The organism is Pseudomonas purpurea (assembly GCF_039908635.1).
GTDB classification, from domain to species: Bacteria; Pseudomonadota; Gammaproteobacteria; order Pseudomonadales; family Pseudomonadaceae; genus Aquipseudomonas; species Aquipseudomonas purpurea.
On record NZ_CP150918.1, the window covers coordinates 3,719,154 to 3,737,445 of the forward strand.

At 59.3% G+C, this 18,292-nt stretch carries 18 protein-coding genes, 3 tRNA genes and 1 pseudogene; 10 read left to right on the forward strand and 12 right to left on the reverse strand.

Going from position 1 to position 18,292, the window contains the following annotated elements; all coding sequences use genetic code 11:
• Positions 1-43 precede the first annotated feature (43 nt).
• The 5 genes and pseudogenes from clpP to AABM54_RS16760 form a co-directional block, all read right to left on the reverse strand.
• Positions 44-687: pseudogene (gene clpP, locus AABM54_RS16740) on the reverse strand (ATP-dependent Clp endopeptidase proteolytic subunit ClpP).
• A 92-nt stretch (positions 688-779) separates the two neighbouring features.
• Positions 780-2,090, reverse strand: a complete 1,311-nt coding sequence (gene tig, locus AABM54_RS16745; protein WP_347901107.1) for a trigger factor — start codon at positions 2,088-2,090, stop codon at positions 780-782.
• A 413-nt stretch (positions 2,091-2,503) separates the two neighbouring features.
• Positions 2,504-2,588, reverse strand: a tRNA-Leu gene (locus AABM54_RS16750).
• 56 nt (positions 2,589-2,644) lie between these two features.
• A tRNA-His gene (locus tag AABM54_RS16755) sits at positions 2,645-2,720 on the reverse strand.
• A 40-nt stretch (positions 2,721-2,760) separates the two neighbouring features.
• Positions 2,761-2,837, reverse strand: a tRNA-Arg gene (locus AABM54_RS16760).
• Positions 2,838-3,117: 280 nt separating this feature from the next.
• Between AABM54_RS16760 and folD the strand changes: the two genes are divergently transcribed.
• Both folD and pbpG read left to right on the forward strand, forming a co-directional pair.
• Positions 3,118-3,972: a bifunctional methylenetetrahydrofolate dehydrogenase/methenyltetrahydrofolate cyclohydrolase FolD gene (folD, locus tag AABM54_RS16765; protein ID WP_347901108.1), complete on the forward strand. Its 855-nt coding sequence runs from the start codon at positions 3,118-3,120 to the stop codon at positions 3,970-3,972.
• Between the two features lie 330 nt (positions 3,973-4,302).
• Positions 4,303-5,241: a D-alanyl-D-alanine endopeptidase gene (pbpG, locus tag AABM54_RS16770; RefSeq protein ID WP_347901109.1), complete on the forward strand. Its 939-nt coding sequence runs from the start codon at positions 4,303-4,305 to the stop codon at positions 5,239-5,241.
• A gap of 343 nt (positions 5,242-5,584) precedes the next feature.
• Here pbpG and AABM54_RS16775 read toward each other — a convergent pair whose 3' ends face one another.
• Positions 5,585-6,316, reverse strand: a complete 732-nt coding sequence (locus tag AABM54_RS16775) for a peptidase C39 family protein (protein WP_347901110.1) — start codon at positions 6,314-6,316, stop codon at positions 5,585-5,587.
• A gap of 165 nt (positions 6,317-6,481) precedes the next feature.
• Between AABM54_RS16775 and AABM54_RS16780 the strand changes: the two genes are divergently transcribed.
• The gene (locus AABM54_RS16780; protein ID WP_347901111.1) at positions 6,482-6,652 is read left to right on the forward strand and encodes a hypothetical protein; all 171 of its coding nucleotides are present in this window, start codon (positions 6,482-6,484) and stop codon (positions 6,650-6,652) included.
• A gap of 91 nt (positions 6,653-6,743) precedes the next feature.
• Here AABM54_RS16780 and AABM54_RS16785 read toward each other — a convergent pair whose 3' ends face one another.
• Entirely contained in the window at positions 6,744-7,493 is a 750-nt protein-coding gene (locus tag AABM54_RS16785) for a TerC family protein (RefSeq protein ID WP_347901112.1), read from the reverse strand.
• 27 nt (positions 7,494-7,520) lie between these two features.
• Positions 7,521-7,760 carry a hypothetical protein gene (locus AABM54_RS16790; protein ID WP_347901113.1) on the reverse strand — a complete coding sequence of 80 codons (240 nt, stop codon included), beginning with the start codon at positions 7,758-7,760 and terminating at the stop codon, positions 7,521-7,523.
• A gap of 133 nt (positions 7,761-7,893) precedes the next feature.
• Between AABM54_RS16790 and nhaR the strand changes: the two genes are divergently transcribed.
• Positions 7,894-8,793, forward strand: a complete 900-nt coding sequence (gene nhaR, locus AABM54_RS16795) for a transcriptional activator NhaR (RefSeq protein WP_347901114.1) — start codon at positions 7,894-7,896, stop codon at positions 8,791-8,793.
• Positions 8,794-8,797: 4 nt separating this feature from the next.
• Here the strand turns inward: nhaR and AABM54_RS16800 are convergent, their stop codons facing one another.
• Positions 8,798-9,952, reverse strand: coding sequence for an MFS transporter (locus tag AABM54_RS16800; protein ID WP_347901115.1), 1,155 nt, complete (start codon positions 9,950-9,952; stop codon positions 8,798-8,800).
• 319 nt (positions 9,953-10,271) lie between these two features.
• On the opposite strand from AABM54_RS16800, the gene sstT reads away from it, so the two are divergent.
• Complete coding sequence (gene sstT / locus AABM54_RS16805; protein ID WP_347901116.1) at positions 10,272-11,504, forward strand: serine/threonine transporter SstT; 1,233 nt, start codon at positions 10,272-10,274, stop codon at positions 11,502-11,504.
• A gap of 65 nt (positions 11,505-11,569) precedes the next feature.
• Here sstT and AABM54_RS16810 read toward each other — a convergent pair whose 3' ends face one another.
• Entirely contained in the window at positions 11,570-12,079 is a 510-nt protein-coding gene (locus tag AABM54_RS16810; RefSeq protein WP_347901117.1) for a DUF1993 domain-containing protein, read from the reverse strand.
• A 136-nt stretch (positions 12,080-12,215) separates the two neighbouring features.
• On the opposite strand from AABM54_RS16810, the gene AABM54_RS16815 reads away from it, so the two are divergent.
• Positions 12,216-12,872 (forward strand): DUF480 domain-containing protein, encoded by a 657-nt coding sequence (locus AABM54_RS16815; protein WP_347901118.1) that lies wholly within the window; start codon positions 12,216-12,218, stop codon positions 12,870-12,872.
• 24 nt (positions 12,873-12,896) lie between these two features.
• On the opposite strand, the gene AABM54_RS16820 is transcribed toward AABM54_RS16815, so the two are convergent.
• Positions 12,897-13,715 carry a shikimate 5-dehydrogenase gene (locus tag AABM54_RS16820; protein WP_347901119.1) on the reverse strand — a complete coding sequence of 273 codons (819 nt, stop codon included), beginning with the start codon at positions 13,713-13,715 and terminating at the stop codon, positions 12,897-12,899.
• A gap of 247 nt (positions 13,716-13,962) precedes the next feature.
• On the opposite strand from AABM54_RS16820, the gene AABM54_RS16825 reads away from it, so the two are divergent.
• From AABM54_RS16825 to yegQ, 4 genes are all read left to right on the forward strand, one after another.
• Positions 13,963-14,313 carry a hypothetical protein gene (locus tag AABM54_RS16825; protein ID WP_347901120.1) on the forward strand — a complete coding sequence of 117 codons (351 nt, stop codon included), beginning with the start codon at positions 13,963-13,965 and terminating at the stop codon, positions 14,311-14,313.
• A 248-nt stretch (positions 14,314-14,561) separates the two neighbouring features.
• A complete protein-coding gene (locus AABM54_RS16830) occupies positions 14,562-14,756 on the forward strand; it encodes a hypothetical protein (protein WP_347901121.1) in 195 nt (64 codons plus the stop codon).
• 115 nt (positions 14,757-14,871) lie between these two features.
• The gene (locus tag AABM54_RS16835; protein WP_347901122.1) at positions 14,872-15,054 is read left to right on the forward strand and encodes a hypothetical protein; all 183 of its coding nucleotides are present in this window, start codon (positions 14,872-14,874) and stop codon (positions 15,052-15,054) included.
• Positions 15,055-15,221: 167 nt separating this feature from the next.
• Positions 15,222-16,559 carry a tRNA 5-hydroxyuridine modification protein YegQ gene (gene yegQ, locus AABM54_RS16840; protein ID WP_347901123.1) on the forward strand — a complete coding sequence of 446 codons (1,338 nt, stop codon included), beginning with the start codon at positions 15,222-15,224 and terminating at the stop codon, positions 16,557-16,559.
• Here the strand turns inward: yegQ and AABM54_RS16845 are convergent, their stop codons facing one another.
• Entirely contained in the window at positions 16,560-18,242 is a 1,683-nt protein-coding gene (locus tag AABM54_RS16845) for a methyl-accepting chemotaxis protein (protein ID WP_347901124.1), read from the reverse strand.
• Positions 18,243-18,292 lie beyond the last annotated feature (50 nt).

The window sequence follows — 18,292 nt, forward strand, 5'->3', positions numbered from 1 at the left end:
CCCGCTGGTGGCCAGTTAAACCAACCACCTGCATTTGAGCTGCTTAGGCAGGCATTTGACGCTTGTTGATCACAGAGTCGATCAGGCCGTATTCGGCTGCACGCTCGGCGCTCATGAAGTTGTCACGCTCGGTATCGCGCTCGATGGTTTCGAGGCTTTGACCGGTGTGATGAGCCAGCAGCGAGTTCAAACGCGAACGGATGTGGAGGATTTCCTTGGCATGGATGTCGATGTCCGACGCCTGACCCTGGAAACCGCCCAACGGCTGGTGAATCATCATGCGCGAGTTTGGCAGGCAGAAACGCTTGCCTGCAGCGCCGCCGGCGAGCAGGAAGGCGCCCATGCTGCAGGGCCCTGACCAATACACGTGGTGGAAACGTCAGGTTTGATGAACTGCATGGTGTCGTAGATCGACATGCCCGCTGTCACCGAACCGCCTGGCGAGTTGATGTAAAGATGGATGTCCTTGTCCGGATTTTCCGCTTCAAGGAACAGCAGTTGCGCCGCAACCAGGTTGGCCATGTAGTCTTCTACCGGCCCAACCAGGAAGATCACCCGCTCCTTGAGGAGGCGCGAGTAGATGTCATAGGCACGTTCGCCACGGGCGGACTGCTCGATAACCATCGGGACCAGACCACCTGCGGCCTGGATGTCAGAGCTCTGCTGATAATAAGAATTGCGGGACATGTCTCGCAGTCACTCCCAAATAGTTATGTCTTGAATACGCATAAGCCAGCACGAAGGCTGGCTTATGGTGTGTGCTTCTAACGCAAAAACGATCAGTCGGCTTGTGGAGCTTCTACCGGCTTGACTGCTTCTTCGTAAGAGACCGATTTGTCGGTCACGCTAGCTTTCTGCAGAACAGTATCCACAACTTGCTCTTCCAGCACAACCGAACGGACTTCGTTCAGTTGCTGGTCGTTCTTGTAGTACCAGGCCACGACTTGCTCAGGCTCTTGATAAGCGGAAGCCATTTCCTGGATCATCTCGCGAACGCGGTTTTCGTCAGGCTTGAGGTCATACTGCTTGACCACTTCAGCCACGACCAGACCCAGCACAACGCGACGCTTGGCTTGTTCTTCGAACAGCTCGGCCGGCAGTTGATCAGGCTTGATGTTGCCACCGAACTGCTGAACAGCCTGAACGCGCAGACGGTTCACTTCGTTCTCGAGCAGAGCCTTAGGCACTTCGATCGGGTTGGCGGCCAGCAGACCGTCCATTACCTGATTCTTGACCTTGGATTTGATCGCCTGACGCAGCTCGCGCTCCATGTTCTTACGAACTTCGGTGCGGAAACCGTCGATGCCAGACTCTTTGATACCGAACTGAGCGAAGAATTCTTCGGTCAATTCAGGCAGTTTCGGCTCGGAAACAGTGTTCACGGTCACGGTGAACTCTGCTGCCTTGCTAGCCAGATCCAGGTTCTGATAATTCTCTGGGAAGGTCAGGCTCAAAACGCGCTCTTCGCCCGCCTTAGCACCCACCAGGCCTTCTTCGAAACCTGGGATCATGCGGCCAGAACCCAGAACCAACTGAGTACCCTTGGCGGAACCGCCAGCGAATACTTCACCGTCAACCTTGCCAACGAAATCGATGCTCAGTTGGTCGTCGTTTTGGGCAGCGCGGTCGACTGCTTCATAACGAACGTTCTGCTTGCGCAGGATTTCCAGCATTTTGTCCAGATCGGCATCGGCTACGTCAGCGCTCAGGCGCTCGACAGCGATGGATTCGAAACCGGCAACCGTGAACTCAGGGAACACTTCGAAGGTTGCGATGAATTCCAGATCCTTGCCCTTCTCCAGGACTTTAGGCTCTACCGAAGGCGCGCCAGCCGGGTTCAGCTTTTGCTCGGCAACCGCTTCGTAGAAAGAAGCCTGGATCACATCACCTACAGCTTCTTGACGCGCATCAGCTTCGTAACGCTGACGGATCACGCTCATTGGCACTTTGCCAGGACGGAAGCCTGCAATTTTGGCCTTTTGGGCAGTCTGCTGCAGACGCTTGTTGACTTGAGTCTCAATGCGCTCAGCTGGCACGGTGATGCTCATGCGGCGCTCAAGAGCAGAAGTATTTTCAACAGAAACTTGCATGGATATTCCTCGTTGCACAGACGTTAGCCGGCCGTTTCCGACCCCAGAATCAAGGGCATGCATTCTAGTGGGTCAAACTCAAGAAGTCACCCTACTGAAAACGGGTAAAAAAGCAGCAGGCAATTTATTGGCGGGAACAAGCGGTTGCGCCTCGCCATGGGAGCAAATACAGCGAATCACGCCAGGGCTCTGCGCCACCCCTTCTATATAAGGAAGGAACCAGCAGTCATCTCCCTGACTGCCGATCTCAAAAAGAGACCGACGGGCAAATCGGGTATCATCGAGATCGACGAACCGAACACCCTACCAGCACAAAAACTGCAGCCATGCCAAAAACACGGCTTTCTGAAACGAAAACGGCGCAGACCCTTTCAGGTACTGCGCCGTTATCTGCTATTAACTAGCTACTTAATTGGTGCGGACGGAGAGACTCGAACTCTCACACCTTGCGGCGCTGGAACCTAAATCCAGTGTGTCTACCAATTCCACCACATCCGCGTATCAAGCTTTTAAAGCAAAGGCGCCAGATTATTAATCTGGCGCCTTTCTAAATATGGGGTGGACGAAGGGGATCGAACCCTCGACAACGGGAGTCACAATCCCGTGCTCTACCAACTGAGCTACGCCCACCATATTGCCATGTTGCGTTACTTGTGCCAAAGCTGCCTAATGGCGCACCCGGCAGGACTCGAACCTGCGACCATCCGCTTAGAAGGCGGATGCTCTATCCAGCTGAGCTACGGGCGCCTTGTTAATCTGTATTCTTGGACGATTACAAACTAAGTGCTTTCAGTCTCACCGAATTAGACATCAACTCTGCTCGACCTTCTTAACCAGTGCTAGGCTGTGCCCGACAAGTGCGACGAATGTTATAGGTGAGTCTGAAGGTCGTCAACTCTTTTTTGAAAAAAATTCATTTAATTAAAGGGGTTAGGGGATTTTGCAGACCAAGCGCCTTTGACCTCACGCCCTGACATGCGAGAATGCGTTCTCTTTTCTTCCCCCTCTCGATGGTTAATCACGCGCAATGACTGCACAACTAATCGACGGCAAATCGATCGCCGCCAGCCTGCGCCAGCAGATCGCCAAACGAGTCACCGAGCGCCGCCAGCAAGGCCTGCGCACGCCCGGCCTCGCAGTGATCCTGGTCGGCAGCGATCCCGCCTCTCAGGTTTATGTCTCGCACAAGCGTAAAGACTGTGAAGAGGTCGGCTTTCTTTCCCAAGCCTATGACCTGCCCTCCAACACGACTCAACAAGCCCTGACCGACCTGATCGATCGTCTGAATGACGACCCGAACATCGACGGCGTGCTGCTTCAGCTTCCTTTACCTGAACACCTGGATGCATCGAAGCTGCTGGAGCGCATTCGCCCGGATAAAGACGTGGATGGTTTCCATCCTTATAACGTCGGTCGCCTGGCACAACGCATTCCTTTACTGCGCCCATGCACACCTAAAGGCATCATGACCTTGCTGGAAAGCACAGGTGCCGACCTTTACGGGATGGATGCAGTGGTAGTCGGCGCCTCGAACATCGTCGGTCGCCCAATGGCGATGGAATTGTTGCTGGCCGGCTGCACCGTCACCGTCACCCACCGCTTCACCAAGGACCTCGCCGGCCACGTCGGCCGCGCCGACCTGGTGGTCGTGGCCGCCGGCAAGCCGGGCCTGGTCAAAGGTGAGTGGATCAAGGAAGGCGCCATCGTCATCGACGTCGGCATCAACCGCCAGGAAGATGGCAAGCTGGTCGGTGACGTGGTGTATGAAACCGCCCTGCCCCGCGCTGGCTGGATCACGCCGGTACCTGGCGGCGTTGGCCCGATGACTCGCGCCTGCCTGCTGGAAAACACGCTCTACGCGGCCGAAACCCTGCACGACTGAGTTCGAGCCTGCCGATGCGTGAACAAGAACCCCGCCAATGGCGGGGTTTTTTATTCCGGCCGGAATCATTCTGCTCCAGATATCCAGCCCGCCATGAAATACCTCGAGATGCACAACAGCCTGCCAGGCACCATTTCCAGCCCTTCATATGCCAGCGCACATCACGTCATGAATTGGTACCAAATGGGTACCGGATTAAATTTTCTTCATCTAAAGCCCCGGCGCAGCGGGCGTATAGCGCTTTTCTGGCACATACTCATAAAATGTAACGCTTTAACTAGAAAAACCCGTTGCAAAACGGCATACCCATACTTTAGCGAGTCCGCCCGCGTGAAAATCCGCCTATCTATCCTGAGCCTTTTTTTTGCACTTACAGGCCCTCTTGTCACGCCAACCGCTGACGCACGTGAAACCACCGCTGCCCCCCGAGATTCCTCACAACTGCGTATCGCTTCCGGCAGCGCGATGCTCGTGGATTTGCAAACCAACAAAGTCATCTATTCCAGCAACCCGGACGCTATTGTTCCGATTGCCTCCGTCACCAAACTGATGACCGGGCTGATCGTGGTTGAGGCCCGGCAGAACATGGACGAATATATCTCCGTCTCGATCAAAGACACCCCGGAAATGAAAGGCGTGTTCTCCCGCGTCAAACTCAATAGCGAGTTGCCGCGCAAGGAAATGCTGCTGATTGCCCTGATGTCCTCTGAAAACCGCGCCGCCGCGAGCCTGGCGCACCATTATCCGGGCGGGTATGCCGCGTTTATTGTCGCGATGAACGCCAAGGCCAAGGCGCTGGGTATGACCAGCACCCATTACGTCGAACCGACCGGCCTGTCGATCCACAACGTTTCCACGGCTCGCGACCTCAGCAAACTGCTGGTCGCAGCACGCAAGTACCCGATACTCAGCGAGTTGAGCACCACCAAGGAAAAGACCGTCGCGTTTCGCAAACCCAACTACACCCTGGGCTTTCACAACACCGACCATTTGGTGAACAAGGACAACTGGGACATCAAGCTGACCAAGACGGGCTTCACCAACCAGGCCGGCCATTGCCTGGTACTGGTCACGAGCATGGGCAACCGCCCGGTTTCGCTGGTGATTCTTGATGCCTTTGGCAAGTACACCCACTTCGCCGACGCCACCCGCATTCGCAAGTGGGTCGAAACGGGCAAAAGCAGCGACGTTCCGAGTGCCGCGCTGCGCTACAAGGCGGAGAAAAACCTGAAAGAGCGCCAGAGTGGCGTCGCAGCAACCGCCAAGTAGAAAACACACATAGCAAAACGGCGCCCACGGGCAAATGCCGATCAGTTAAGAAAACTCAGCGTCTGAATGCTCTGTTCTGATCCGAAATCTACCCCTCACCCCAACCCCCTCCCCAAAGGGGCAAGGGGAAAGGGAGCAGATCTCCATGCCTTTCAAAACCTGAGTTCGACTCGGACTTTCAGGTCGATGTCACTCGAATGAACACCGCCGTCAGTTCCATCGCCCCTTTGGGGAGAGGGTTAGGGTGGTTCTCAAGCCTGGCAAACAGCCTGAAGCATTCCTCGTAGAAGTGACGTTAACTGATCGGCATTAGCCCACGGGCGCCGTTTTTTTGTTGGCGCGATCAGTGGGCGCTCAAGGCCTTGGTCGCTCGCGCCGCGGCCTGCTCCTGTCCGACCTGGGCCAGGTCGCTGGCAGCTTTCAGCCAGCGCTGCTGGTCGACCTTCGCCGGAATCTGGGTCGGCCCCTGGATCAGCACCGCCCAGCCACCCGCGCTGTTGAACGCCGACTCGAACGAGCTGAAGCTCATCAACAACCGGCGATCCATCCCGGCGCGCAGCAAGACCGTCTTCTTGGTTCGGTTGTACCCCGCCAGGATGGCGTAGCGCGGCTGCGACCAGAAGGCTGAGCCCTCGGTAAAGCGCACCAACACCGGGTAACCGGCCGCCACCTGGGTCAGAAGCGCGGGAAGATTGCTGTCCAGCGGGTAGACAACCATGCCGTACTCACGGGCCAGCTTCTGCATATTTTGCTGCAACTGCGCTTCAGCCCCCGGCAAATGCAACGGCTTGTCGAGCAGCCCCGGTGTAATCACGATGCCTTGCTGAGACAGCAGGCTGGCCAGGGTCTGCGGGCCACTTTGATAGGCTTCGCCACGGTAGAACGGTACGCCGTTGAGTTCGACACGCTCAGGCAGGCGCTGAATTTCCGGCTGCACACTCCCGGCGCAACCGGCCAGGCTCAGGACACAGGCAGCGGCCAACAGGGCAAAGCGAAATCGGGGAAATAGCGGCACCATCGTCACTCTCTTGTTCAGATGCCAGGCAAACAGTCTCCTGGCTTGGCCGTCGATCATAGGACGGGGCGACGCCGGGGTATAGCCTTAAGCGGCAGTTGCCTGCATTCGATAGAGCGAACGGGTTGGTGACTCTCGACTATCGGTCAATTGCCTGAAACACACCAACGACTAGACTGTTCATTGCAGAGTGTGTGCCCGATGCAGGGCAAAGAGGAGGCACTGATGAGCCTGACCATGATAATCCTGATGCTGATCGGTGGCTGGCTGGCCGTGGCCGCAGCCATGCTGTGGGGCGTGTTGCGTATCACCCGCCGCCACCATCACTCGTCTATCCCGGCGATGAAACCCGCAGACGCTGAAAAGCCAGATGCACACCACGTTACCGCGCACTGATTGACTGCCCAGGCAGTACTTCCCGAGATAACAAAAACGGTCGCCGGCACTCCTTCGAGCAGCGGCGACCGTTTGTTTGTTACCTGACCCTTCAAGCCTCGGCAGCAATGCGCTTCTGTTTGGCTCGACGCGACAGAATGTTCAACCCTTCAATCGTTGCCGAGAACGCCATCGCCGCGTAGACGTAACCTTTCGGTACGTGGGCGCCGAAGCCTTCGGCGATCAGCGTCATGCCGATCATGATCAGGAAGCCCAGCGCCAACATCACCACGGTCGGGTTGTCATTGATGAACCTGGCCAGAGGCTCGGCCGCCAGCAACATCACCAGCACCGATACCAGCACCGCGATGACCATGATCGGCAAGTGTTCGGTCATACCGACGGCGGTAATGATGCTGTCGATGGAGAACACCAGGTCGAGCAGCAAAATCTGGCCAATCGCGGCGGCAAAACCCAGGGACACACCGGAGCTTTGCGACTTCGGGTCTTCCGGTGCCGGGTCCATGCTGTGATGGATCTCGGTCGTGGCTTTCCACAACAGGAACAGGCCACCGGCAATCAGGATCATGTCTTTCCAGGAGAAGGCATGATCGAACAGTTCAATAACCGGCTCGGTCAGTTGCACGATGAATGCGATGGTGCTCAACAGGCCCAGACGCAGGATCAACGCCATGCTGATACCAATCCGGCGCGCCTTGGCCCGGTGTTGCTCAGGCAATTTGTTGGTCAGGATCGAGATAAAGATCAGGTTATCAATGCCCAGCACGATTTCCATGACGATCAAGGTCGCCAGGGCGACCCAGGCAGTGGGGCTTGCAGCAAGTTGTACGAGATAGTCCATAGGTCAGTCCTGACTCCGTGTAAAAAATTAGATTTCCTGCGCCGACGACGGCTTCTTCTCGCTGTCGTCATCCGCTTTTTCCTTGCTGCCCGTGGCATCGCTCAACGCCTGCTCCGCAGCTTTGTGGGTATCGTCGATGGCTTGCTTGGCGCTTTCGGCCGCCTTGCCCATCAATTGCTGGGCGCTTTTTTCAGCCTGGTCGCAACCGGTGATCAACACGGCAGAGACCACCAGCGCAACGGCGGCGGCAAGGGACTGGAGTTTCATGTGCTTTCCTCGATAGAACGGACTTGGCCAGATGATGGCCCGTCGATAGCGAGGCATTCTAAGGAGATGAATACTTCAGGAAAATTCGTATTTTTAACGGATATACTTCGGTTTTTACGAATCGGCACTGCTCATGCTCAATTATCGGCAACTGCATTACTTCTGGGTCGTGGCCAAGACAGGCAGCATCGTGCGGGCCTGTGAGCAACTGAACCTTACGCCACAGACCATCAGCGGGCAGATCAGCCTGCTGGAACAGACCTACGGCGTCGAACTGTTCAGGCGTGTCGGGCGCCAACTGGAATTGACCGAGGCCGGGCGCCAGGCCCTGCCCTACGCCGAGCAGATGTTTCAACTGGGCGGTGAACTGGAGGCCTTGCTGCGCACCCAGCCCGATGAACAGCAGGTAGTGTTCAGAGTCGGCGTTGCCGATGTGGTGCCCAAATCCATTGTCTATCGATTGCTCGCCCCGACCATGGAGTTAAGCGAACCGCTGCGCATCACCTGCCGCGAAGACAAACTCGAGCGCCTGTTAGCCGACCTGGCCATTCAGCGCCTGGACCTGGTGATCTCCGACAGCCCGATGCCCTCGCACCTGGACATCAAGGGCTACAGCCAGAAACTGGGCGAATGCGGCATCAGTTTTTTTGCGACCCGCGAGTTGGCGCAACGCTACGCAAGTGATTTCCCCCACTGCCTGCACGGCGCACCGCTGCTGATTCCCGGCCAGGAAACCGTGGTGCGCAACCGCTTGCAGCGCTGGTTCGCCGAACAGCAGATTCAACCGCGAATCGTCGGCGAGTTCGATGACAGCGCACTGATGCAGGCTTTCGGCCAATCCGGCAGCGGGATCTTCATCGGCCCCAGCGTGATTGCCGATGAGGTGATAAGCCAGTACGGCGTCGAACTGATTGGCCAGACCGACGCCGTGACCGAGTCGTTCTACGCCATTTCAGTAGAACGCAAGGTCAAACACCCCGGTATCGTGGCGATTACCGAAGGTGCCCGACGCGAGCTGTTCACGGCACAGTAAAACCTCAGGCGCAGGCAGCCTGAGGTTTTACCTTCATCAACAGCAACGCCAGCAGGATCGACACGCCAATGAACAACGCAGCCGCAAAACCGAGGCTGCCCAGCCCAAGCGTGTCGATCACATGCCCGCCGACCATCGCCCCCAGCCCGATACCCAGGTTGGCCCCCGCGATGTTCAGGGATGCCGCGAAGGCCGGTGCCTGAGGCGCGGCCTTCATCAAACGCACGTGGCTGACCAGGAACAACGCCGCCTGCGTCACACCCCAAATGCCCATGGCCGCCGCCAGCCCAAGGGTCGAATGGATGCTCGGCACCAGCGCCACCATCCCGCCGATCATGAACCCACAGAACACCATCGACGCAATCAACGGATGCCGGTCGACCATGCGCCCGCCCAGCGAATTACCGATCAACCCGACAGCGCCAAAGCCCATCAGGCACCAGCCGACCACGGTGCCGTTGAAACCGGCCAGGCGCTCAAGGATGTCGGCCAGGTAGGTGTAAGCGGTAAACATCCCGCTGAAGACCAAGATCGACAACAGCACATGCCCCTGCATCAACGGGCTGCGCAGAATCTTGAACTGCGAGCGGAAACTGACCTGCTGCTTATGCAGGTCGGTTTTGGGCAAGTACATAAACAGCAGCAACGCCTTGGCGAACGCGATCACCGCCAGGATGCCAAAGGCACTGCGCCAGCCGAACGCATCGGAAATCAGCGTCCCCACCGGAATTCCGAACACCGTGGCACAGACAATCCCGAAACCGATCTTGGCGATTGCGCGTCCGGCGTAGTCCGGCCCGACAATGCCCACCGCCGTCTCACTGGCCAGCGCCCAGAACACCGGCAAGCCCAGCGCCGGAATCAGCCGCGCCAGCGCCATCACACCGATGTTCGGCGCCAGCGCCGCCAGGGTGTTGGCCAGGCCGAACATGATCAGCACGCTGATAAACAGCCGCCGACGCTCAAAACGCGCGCAGTACGCGGTCAGGAACGGCCCGAATGCGGCCACCGTGAACGCAAACAGGGTCACCAGCAACCCCGCCTGGGACACGCTGACGTCCAGGTCGCGGGCAATCGAGGGCAACAGGCCGACGATGATGAACTCTGTGGTCAGCACGGTAAAACCGGCGGCTGACAACAACAGGATGGGCAACAGCATGCACAACTCCAGAAAACGACGACACCAGCGATAGCCCGAGGGCTCACTGGAGATGAAAAAAGAGGATGGCGGATGTTAACAGAATGTGTCCGACGGCGCTGGCGCGAAGACCGTTTATCGTCTGGAATCTTGCGGCGGCAGATCGTCACAGAGCTGAAGGATCAAGCCTGCGCTGTGCTAAAGTCCGCGCCCGCGAACGCTCCACCGTGTTTATCGGCCTCGCCGATGACGTAATGCGCTCTTGCTCAGCCAACCTGCCCGCGTATTGCCGGTTGAGCCTTCGGATTCACAGCACCTTAAAAAAAACAGAGATACCGCTATGACTGCTGTCCCCCTTTCTTTTTTTCAGAGACTCAAGCGCACCAGCCTGGTGACGCAGATCCTCATCGGGCTGATCGCAGGGATTGCGCTGGCACTACTGGCGCCCGAGGTGGCGAAGTCCACAGCGTTTATCGGCAAGGTGTTCGTCTCGGCGCTCAAAGCGGTCGCGCCGATCCTGGTGTTCGTGCTGGTCATGGCGTCGATTGCCAATCACCGGCATGGCCAGGAAACCCACATTCGGCCGATCCTGTTTCTCTACCTGCTGGGCACCTTCGGCGCTGCCGTGGTCGCGGTGGGCGCCAGCATGCTGTTCCCGTCCGTTCTGGTGCTGAGCACCCATGACGTGGCGATCACTGCCCCCGGCGGCATCGCCGAAGTCCTGCAAAACCTGCTGCTCAGCGTGGTGGAAAACCCGGTGACCGCACTGATGAACGCCAATTTCATCGGCATTCTGGCCTGGGCCATCGGCATGGGCATCGCTATCCGTCACGCCGGCGAGACCACTCGCACCGTGCTGGGCGATCTGTCCAATGGCGTCACGCTGATCGTGCGGATGATCATCCGCTTCGCGCCGCTGGGGATCTTCGGCCTGGTGGCGTCGACCCTCGCCACCTCAGGTTTCGGTGCCTTGATCGGCTACCTGCACCTGCTGGCGGTACTGATCGGCTGCATGTTGTTCGTGGCGTTCGTGATGAACCCGCTCATCGTGTTCTGGAAGCTGCGCCGCAACCCTTTCCCGCTGGTGCTCATCTGCTTGCGCGAGAGCGGCATCACCGCGTTTTTCACCCGCAGTTCGGCGGCGAACATTCCGGTCAACCTGGAGTTGAGCAAACGCCTGGGCCTGCATGAAGACACCTACTCGGTGTCGATCCCGCTGGGCGCGACCATCAACATGGCTGGTGCGGCCATCACCATCACCGTGCTGACACTCGCCGCCGTGCACACACTGGGCATCGCCGTGGACCTGCCGACCGCCGTGCTGCTGAGCATCGTCGCTGCCATTTGTGCCTGCGGCGCCTCGGGCGTGGCTGGCGGCTCGCTGCTGTTGATTCCGCTGGCGTGCAGCCTGTTCGGGATCCCGAGCGAGATCGCCATGCAGGTGGTCGCGGTCGGCTTCATCATCGGTGTGCTGCAGGACTCGGCCGAAACCGCCCTGAACTCCTCCACCGATGTGCTGTTCACTGCCGCCGCGTGCCTGGCCCAGGAAGAACAGACCCAGCCCGCCGCGTAAAAGCAACGCGCATGAAAAAGCCCGCCAAGGTCATGCCTTGGCGGGCTTTTTTGCATCCGGCGGGTTTAGAACGCGCCCATGTAATCGCGCTTGCCGACTTCCACACCGTTGTGACGCAGCAGTGCGTAAGTGGTGGTGACGTGGAAGAAGAACTGCGGCAGGCCGTAGGTCAGCAGGTAAGCCTGGCCGGTGAAGCGCTTCTCTTTTGGTGTGCCCTGACGGGTGATGATCTCGATGCCTTCCTTGCCGTCGATCTGCTCGGGCTTGATGCCGTCGATGAACGACAGGACCTTGGCGATCAACGCTTGCAGCTCGGCGAAGGTGGTTTCGGTGTCGTCGTACTTCGGCAGTTCGACTTCAGCCAGGCGCGCCGAAACGCCCTTGGCGAAATCGACGGCGATCTGTACCTGGCGCACCAGCGGGAACATGTCCGGGTACAGGCGCGCTTGCAGGAACGCGTTCGGGTCGATGTTTTTCGCCGTGGCGTGGGCTTCAGCCTTGTTCAGGACATCGCTCAGGGCATTGAGCATTTGCTTGAAAACCGGGACGGATGCGGCGTACAGGGAAATAGTCATGGCAGTCTCGCAGGATCATGAAGCAGTGATGGGAGTGAAGCGTGGCGCGATTATAGCCATGCCAGCGGCGCGTTGCGGCTTGTCTTTTATCCGGCAAGGATTAGGCTAGGCGGCTTCACTGCATAGGGAGCGCACGATGAGCACTGAGCAAGAGACGTCCACTGATGAATTGCGGCTGAGCAGCACCGAGCTGCGCATTCTCGGCTCGCTGATCGAGAAGCAGGCCACCAGCCCGGAAACCTATCCGCTGACCCTCAATGCGCTGGTGATCGCCTGCAACCAGAAGACCAGCCGCGAACCGGTGATGAACCTCAGCCAGGGCCAAGTCGGCCAGAGCCTGCGCGCGCTTGAGGGCCGCGGGTTCACGCGACTGGTCATGGGCAGTCGTGCCGACCGCTGGGAGCATCGGCTCGACAAGGCTCTGGAATTGGTGCCCGCCCAGGTGATTCTGGCCGGCCTGCTGTTTTTGCGCGGCCCGCAGACCGTCAACGAACTGTTGACCCGCAGCGGTCGCATGCACGACTTCGAAGATGCCGAGCAGGTCGTCCACCAACTGGAACGCCTGATTGCCCGAGGCCTGGCGCTGCTGCTGCCCCGTCAGTCCGGCCAGCGCGAAGACCGCTACCTGCATGCGCTGGGTGATCCGGCGGACATCGAGGCCATTCTCGCCGCCCGCCAGAACCCGGTGGAGCGCAGCGCAGGCAACGGCGTCTCAGTGGAGCGCATCGAAGAACTCGAAGCCCGCATCGCCGCTCTGGAAGAGCGCCTGGCGCACCTCGAGTCACCACGCTGATCGTGCGTGGCCACGCAATCGCGATCAACCGCGAGCGAAGGCCACCGCTTGCTGGAACTGCTCTTCGCTGGGACGCACGCCGGTGTACAACACAAATTGTTCCAGGGCTTGCAGCGCGATGACCTCCAGACCGGTGATCACCTGCTTGCCTTCGGCGCGAGCGTGCTGGATCAGCGGGGTTTCAGAGGGGATCGCTACCACATCGAAGATGATCCTGGCCGCCGCGATGGCGTCGGCCTCGAAGGCCAACTGATCCGCGTGCGGGCCGCCGGTCATGCCGATCGGGGTGACGTTGATCAGCATCTGCGGGCGCTGGCTGCCCAGTTCGGCCTGCCAGACATAACCCAGTGAGCCTGCCAGTGCGCGCCCGGCGCGCTCGTTGCGGGCGACGATCAAACCATTGTGGTAGCCGCCATCGCGCAAGGCACTGGCCACGGCTTTGGCCATTCCTCCGCTGCCGAGCAGCGCGAAGGTGCTGTCCTGCGGCACGGCGTGGCTTTTCAGCAACTGCTCAATGGCCAGGTAGTCGGTGTTGTAGGCCTTGAGATGGCCATCGGTGTTGACGATGGTGTTGATCGACTGAATGGCCCGCGCCGAAGGATCGAGCTCATCCACCAGGGCAATGCAGGCCTCCTTGAAGGGCATCGACACTCCACACCCGCGAATGCCCAGGGCTCGAATTCCGCCGACGGCACCGGGCAGGTCCTGACTGCTGAAGGCCTTGTAATAGAAGTTCAGGCCCAGTTGTTCATACAAATGATTGTGGAAACGCAAACCGAAATTCCCGGGGCGCCCCGACAGCGACATGCACAGTTGGGTGTCTTTGTTCGGGTTCATCAGCATGCTCATCTCCTGCAAATTGCACTTTCGGATGGACGGGGTTAGCCAGGCCACCGGGTTCTGTTCGATCATTAGTCGCTGTAAGCCCGGGGTTTCAAGGGCACGGTATGGAAACCGGTACAAACCTTACACAATATTTACTCAGGCGCGTCGCAGAATATCCGGAAGTCGCGGTCTGAGAGTTATCCCCTCGATAATCCTTGTGCCTATTGCAGGCTCAAGCGCGGGGGCGAAAAACCGAGGAACTATCATGATCCGTAAACTACCCACAATAGCCTTGCTCATCGGCGCACTCGCTGTCGCAGGGCAGGCAGAGGCCCACGGCGGCGGTTGGGGTGGCCCGGCTGTCTTTGGTGCGGTTGTCGGTGCAGCGATCGTGGGCTCGGCTATCGCCGGCTCGCAGCGACCGGTCTATGTGGAGCAACCGGTCTACGTCCAACCGCAACCGGTGTATGTGCAGCAACCACCACCGGTCTACTACCAGCCACAACCGGTTTACATACAACAACCGGTCTATTACCGCCCGGCGCCGGTCTACTACGGTCCACCCCGTGGTTACTACGGCCCTCCCCACGGTTACTACGGTGGTCCGCGCTGGTAATCGCCGTACGCTTTATCCAACAGGCCCCGCCTTGAAACGGGGCCTGTTTTTGTTTCTGCACGCGCGCCATGTCTGAATAAATCTTGCCAAGGTCGCAGCGAAGACAGTGACTGCGGTTAAATCCGGCATGATTGATCCGACGAATGCCCCAACGTCTGTCATATTTGTGTCATGACCCATCAGCAAGCTCTGAAAGGTCCGCCATAACCGTTTCATAACAATGGTTCATAACAACAAGGACGAGCCTTATGCCCACGCAAAACCCGCACCGCATTGTCGGCCTCAGCACCTGCGACAAGGTCTACAGCGCCCTGACCGAACTCAAGCACCTGGAAGGTCACCGCAGTGCCAAGTTGCTCTCGCTGCTGGCTGAGAACCTGGTGCGCAAAGGCCTGCTGACCGATCAGGAAGTGGTCCACATGCTCGATCTGGTGGTCGACTGACCGCGACTTCATCGCAGACCTCGCTAGCGTCAATGTCGACTATCGAGCGCGTTGATTTTCCGTTGATCGTCGAGCCCAGTAAGGTGCCCCCATAACCAGTGTTGTGGAGGTTCTTATGCCTACTGTCCAGATCATGTCCGTTATTGGCAGCGCCGTACCCGCCTCCCTGAGAGAGCTGGGATTGCTCGCCTGTTGGTATTTGGTGCGCGACGGCGTGCCGATCAGCGGCCCGCTCACCTCCTTGCCAGCCGCCAAAGCGCTGTCGCAGCGTATCGGCGCCCACCCGTTCGGCGCCTGAGGCAACGGCACCCGGGGCCGGGTTTCGATGTACAAGGCCCCGCTCGACATAAACAGTGCGGCGACCAGCGGCCGAGTGCGGTGTTTTGTTCACCAAGCATAGATCCAGGTCAATAAAGCTCCGCCGGGGCTGCTTTACCCTCGCGACCTTTTGCGACCGACACCACCATGCGCCCTGCCACTCCCGAGCTACTCGCCCCCGCCGGCACCCTGAAAAACATGCGTTACGCCTTCGCCTACGGCGCCGATGCGGTCTATGCCGGCCCGCCGCGCTATAGCCTGCGGGTGCGCAACAACGAATTCGATCACGCCAACCTGGCCCTCGGCATCCGTGAAGCCCAGGCCCAGGGCAAACGCTTTTACGTGGTGGTCAACATCGCGCCGCACAACGCCAAGCTGCGCACCTTCCTCAAGGACCTGGCGCCCGTGATCGAAATGGCCCCGGACGCGCTGATCATGTCCGACCCCGGCCTGATCATGCTGGTGCGCCGGCACTTCCCGCAGATGCCGATCCACCTGTCGGTGCAAGCCAACACCGTGAACTGGGCCAGTGTCGAGTTCTGGCAGCTACAAGGCGTGTGCCGGATCATTCTGTCGCGCGAACTGTCGCTGGAAGAGATCGCCGAGATCCGTCAGCAAGTGCCCGCCATGGAACTGGAAGTGTTCGTCCACGGCGCCCTGTGCATGGCCTATTCCGGGCGCTGCCTGTTGTCTGGCTACATGAACAAGCGCGACGCCAATCAGGGCACCTGCACCAACGCTTGCCGCTGGAAGTACTCGGCGCAAACCGCCACCGAAAACGCCGTGGGCGAGATCGTCCAGACCTTTGAACCCGAGCCGGTGGAGCCCACGCTGGGCATCGGCACGCCGACCGATCAGGTGTTTCTGTTGCAGGAAGCCAATCGCCCCGATGAACTGATGCCGGCCTTCGAGGACGAACACGGCACCTACATCATGAACGCCAAGGACCTGCGCGCCGTCCAGCATGTCGGCCGCCTGACGCAGATGGGCGTGCACTCGCTGAAGATCGAAGGCCGGACCAAATCCCACTTTTATTGCGCCCGTACGACGCAGGTCTATCGTCGGGCGATTGATGACGCGGTGGCCGGTCGCGAGTTCGACCGCAGCCTGATGACCGACCTCGAATCCCTGGCTCAACGTGGCTACACCGAAGGGTTTCTGCGCCGGCATGTGCACGACGAATACCAGAACTACCAGAACGGCAGTTCGGTTTCCGAGCGTCAGCAGTTTGTGGGGGAGTTGACCGGCAAGCGCGTGGATCGGCTGGCCGAGGTCAAGGTGAAGAACCGCTTTGCCTTGGGCGATCACATGGAGTTGATGACGCCCAAGGGCAATTTCCACTTCGACCTGCACCAGTTGAGCAACCTCAAGGGCGAGGCCATCGAGGTGGCGCCGGGGGACGGTCACACGGTGTATGTGCCGATCCCGGACGCGATAGACCTGGAGTTCGGGTTGCTGATGCGCGACGTCACCCGCGCGGGCTGATCAGATCCGGAACTGCCCGACCAGTTGACCCAACCGCTGCCCCAGATCCGCCAGGCTGCGCGAGGTCTGGGCGCCGAGTTGGGTTTCGTCCGCCACGCTGTCCACGGCCACCGCGATCTGATGCACGCTGCGGTTGATCTCTTCGGCCACGGCGGTTTGCTCTTCGGCGGCGCTGGCGATTTGCGCGTTCATCGAGTTGATGGTGCCAATCAGTTCAGCCATGGTGTCCAGCGATGCCCCGGCTTCGTTGGCCTGGGCCGACGTGCCGTCACCGGCGTCGCTGGAGCGGCGCATGGCGTCGACCGCCGACTGCGTGCCCGCTTGCAGGCGATCGATCATGCCCTGGATTTCCTGGGTGCTTTGCTGAGTGCGGCTGGCCAGCGCCCGCACTTCATCGGCCACCACCGCAAAACCGCGCCCTGCTTCACCGGCACGCGCCGCTTCGATGGCCGCGTTGAGCGCCAGCAGGTTGGTCTGGTCGGCAATCGAACGAATCACCCCCAGCACACTGACAATCGACGACACGTCTTGCTGCAAGCTGTCCAAAGATGTGCCGCTGTGGCGAATGTCGTCCACCAGGGCGTGGATCTGCGAAATGCTGCCCGCCACCACCCGCTTGGCCGCCAGCCCTTCTTCTTCGGTCTGCTGAGCGGCAACCGCGGCGCCTTGTGCGCTTTTCGCCACTTCCTGGGCAGCCGAAGACATTTCGTTGATCGCTGTGGCGACCTGATCGGTTTCGTGACGCTGACGCTCCATCGCCTGCTCCGAACGATGAGCCTGATCGGAAACCTGGCTCACCAGACCGGTCAGTTGCCCGGTCATTTCGGTGATCTGGCGCACCAGACCATGGATCTTGTCGACGAAACGGTTGAACGAGCCGGCCAACTCGCCGAGTTCGTCCTGGCTGGTGATCGCCAGGCGCCGGGTCAGGTCGCCCTCGCCGGCCGCGATGTCATCGAGGTTGGCCTTCATCAGGTGCAGCGGACGCAGGATCGTGTTCGCAACCAACATGCCGACCACGGCAATCACCAGCAACACCACCAGCGCGATGCCGATGATGCTCAGCAAGACGCCTTGCATGCGCTCGTGAACCTTGACCTCGACCTCGGCCACCTGGGCTTCGATGCCGTCCAGGTTGACCACCGTACCGATGACCATGTCCCACTTGGGCAGGTAGTCGGTGTAACCCAGTTTGGGCACCAGCACCTTGTCGTTACCCGGCAGCGAAGAGCTGTACTGCAGGTAATGGCTGCCGTCCTTGGCCACTTTCACCAGGTCGCGGTTGATGTACACGCCATTCGGGTCACGGTTGTCCTTGAAGCTCTTGCCCACGCCATCCGGGCTGTTGCCCTTGAACAGGCGCACGGTCTCGGAGTCGTAGCCGAAGAAGTAGCCGTCCTTGCCGTAGGTGATGCTCGACAGCAACTTGACCACTTGCGCACGCGCCACGGTATCGCCTGGGGCCGCCGCGTCGTAAAGCGGTTTGACGCTGCTCATCGCCACTTCGACGTAGCTTTGCAACGTTGCCTTGGCATCGTTCAACAGCCGCTGACGGGTTTCTTCGACTTCCTTGTTCGCCTGCTCTTGCAGGATGAACACCGTGGTCAGGCTGATGACCAGCGCAAAGAGCAGCACCGGGAGTACCGCGAGGGATAAGACTTTGGCCTTCAGGCTCAGGCGCATGCTTTGTTCTCTCTTGATGTGATTGGCATGGTTAAAGTCGTTAGCGGCCC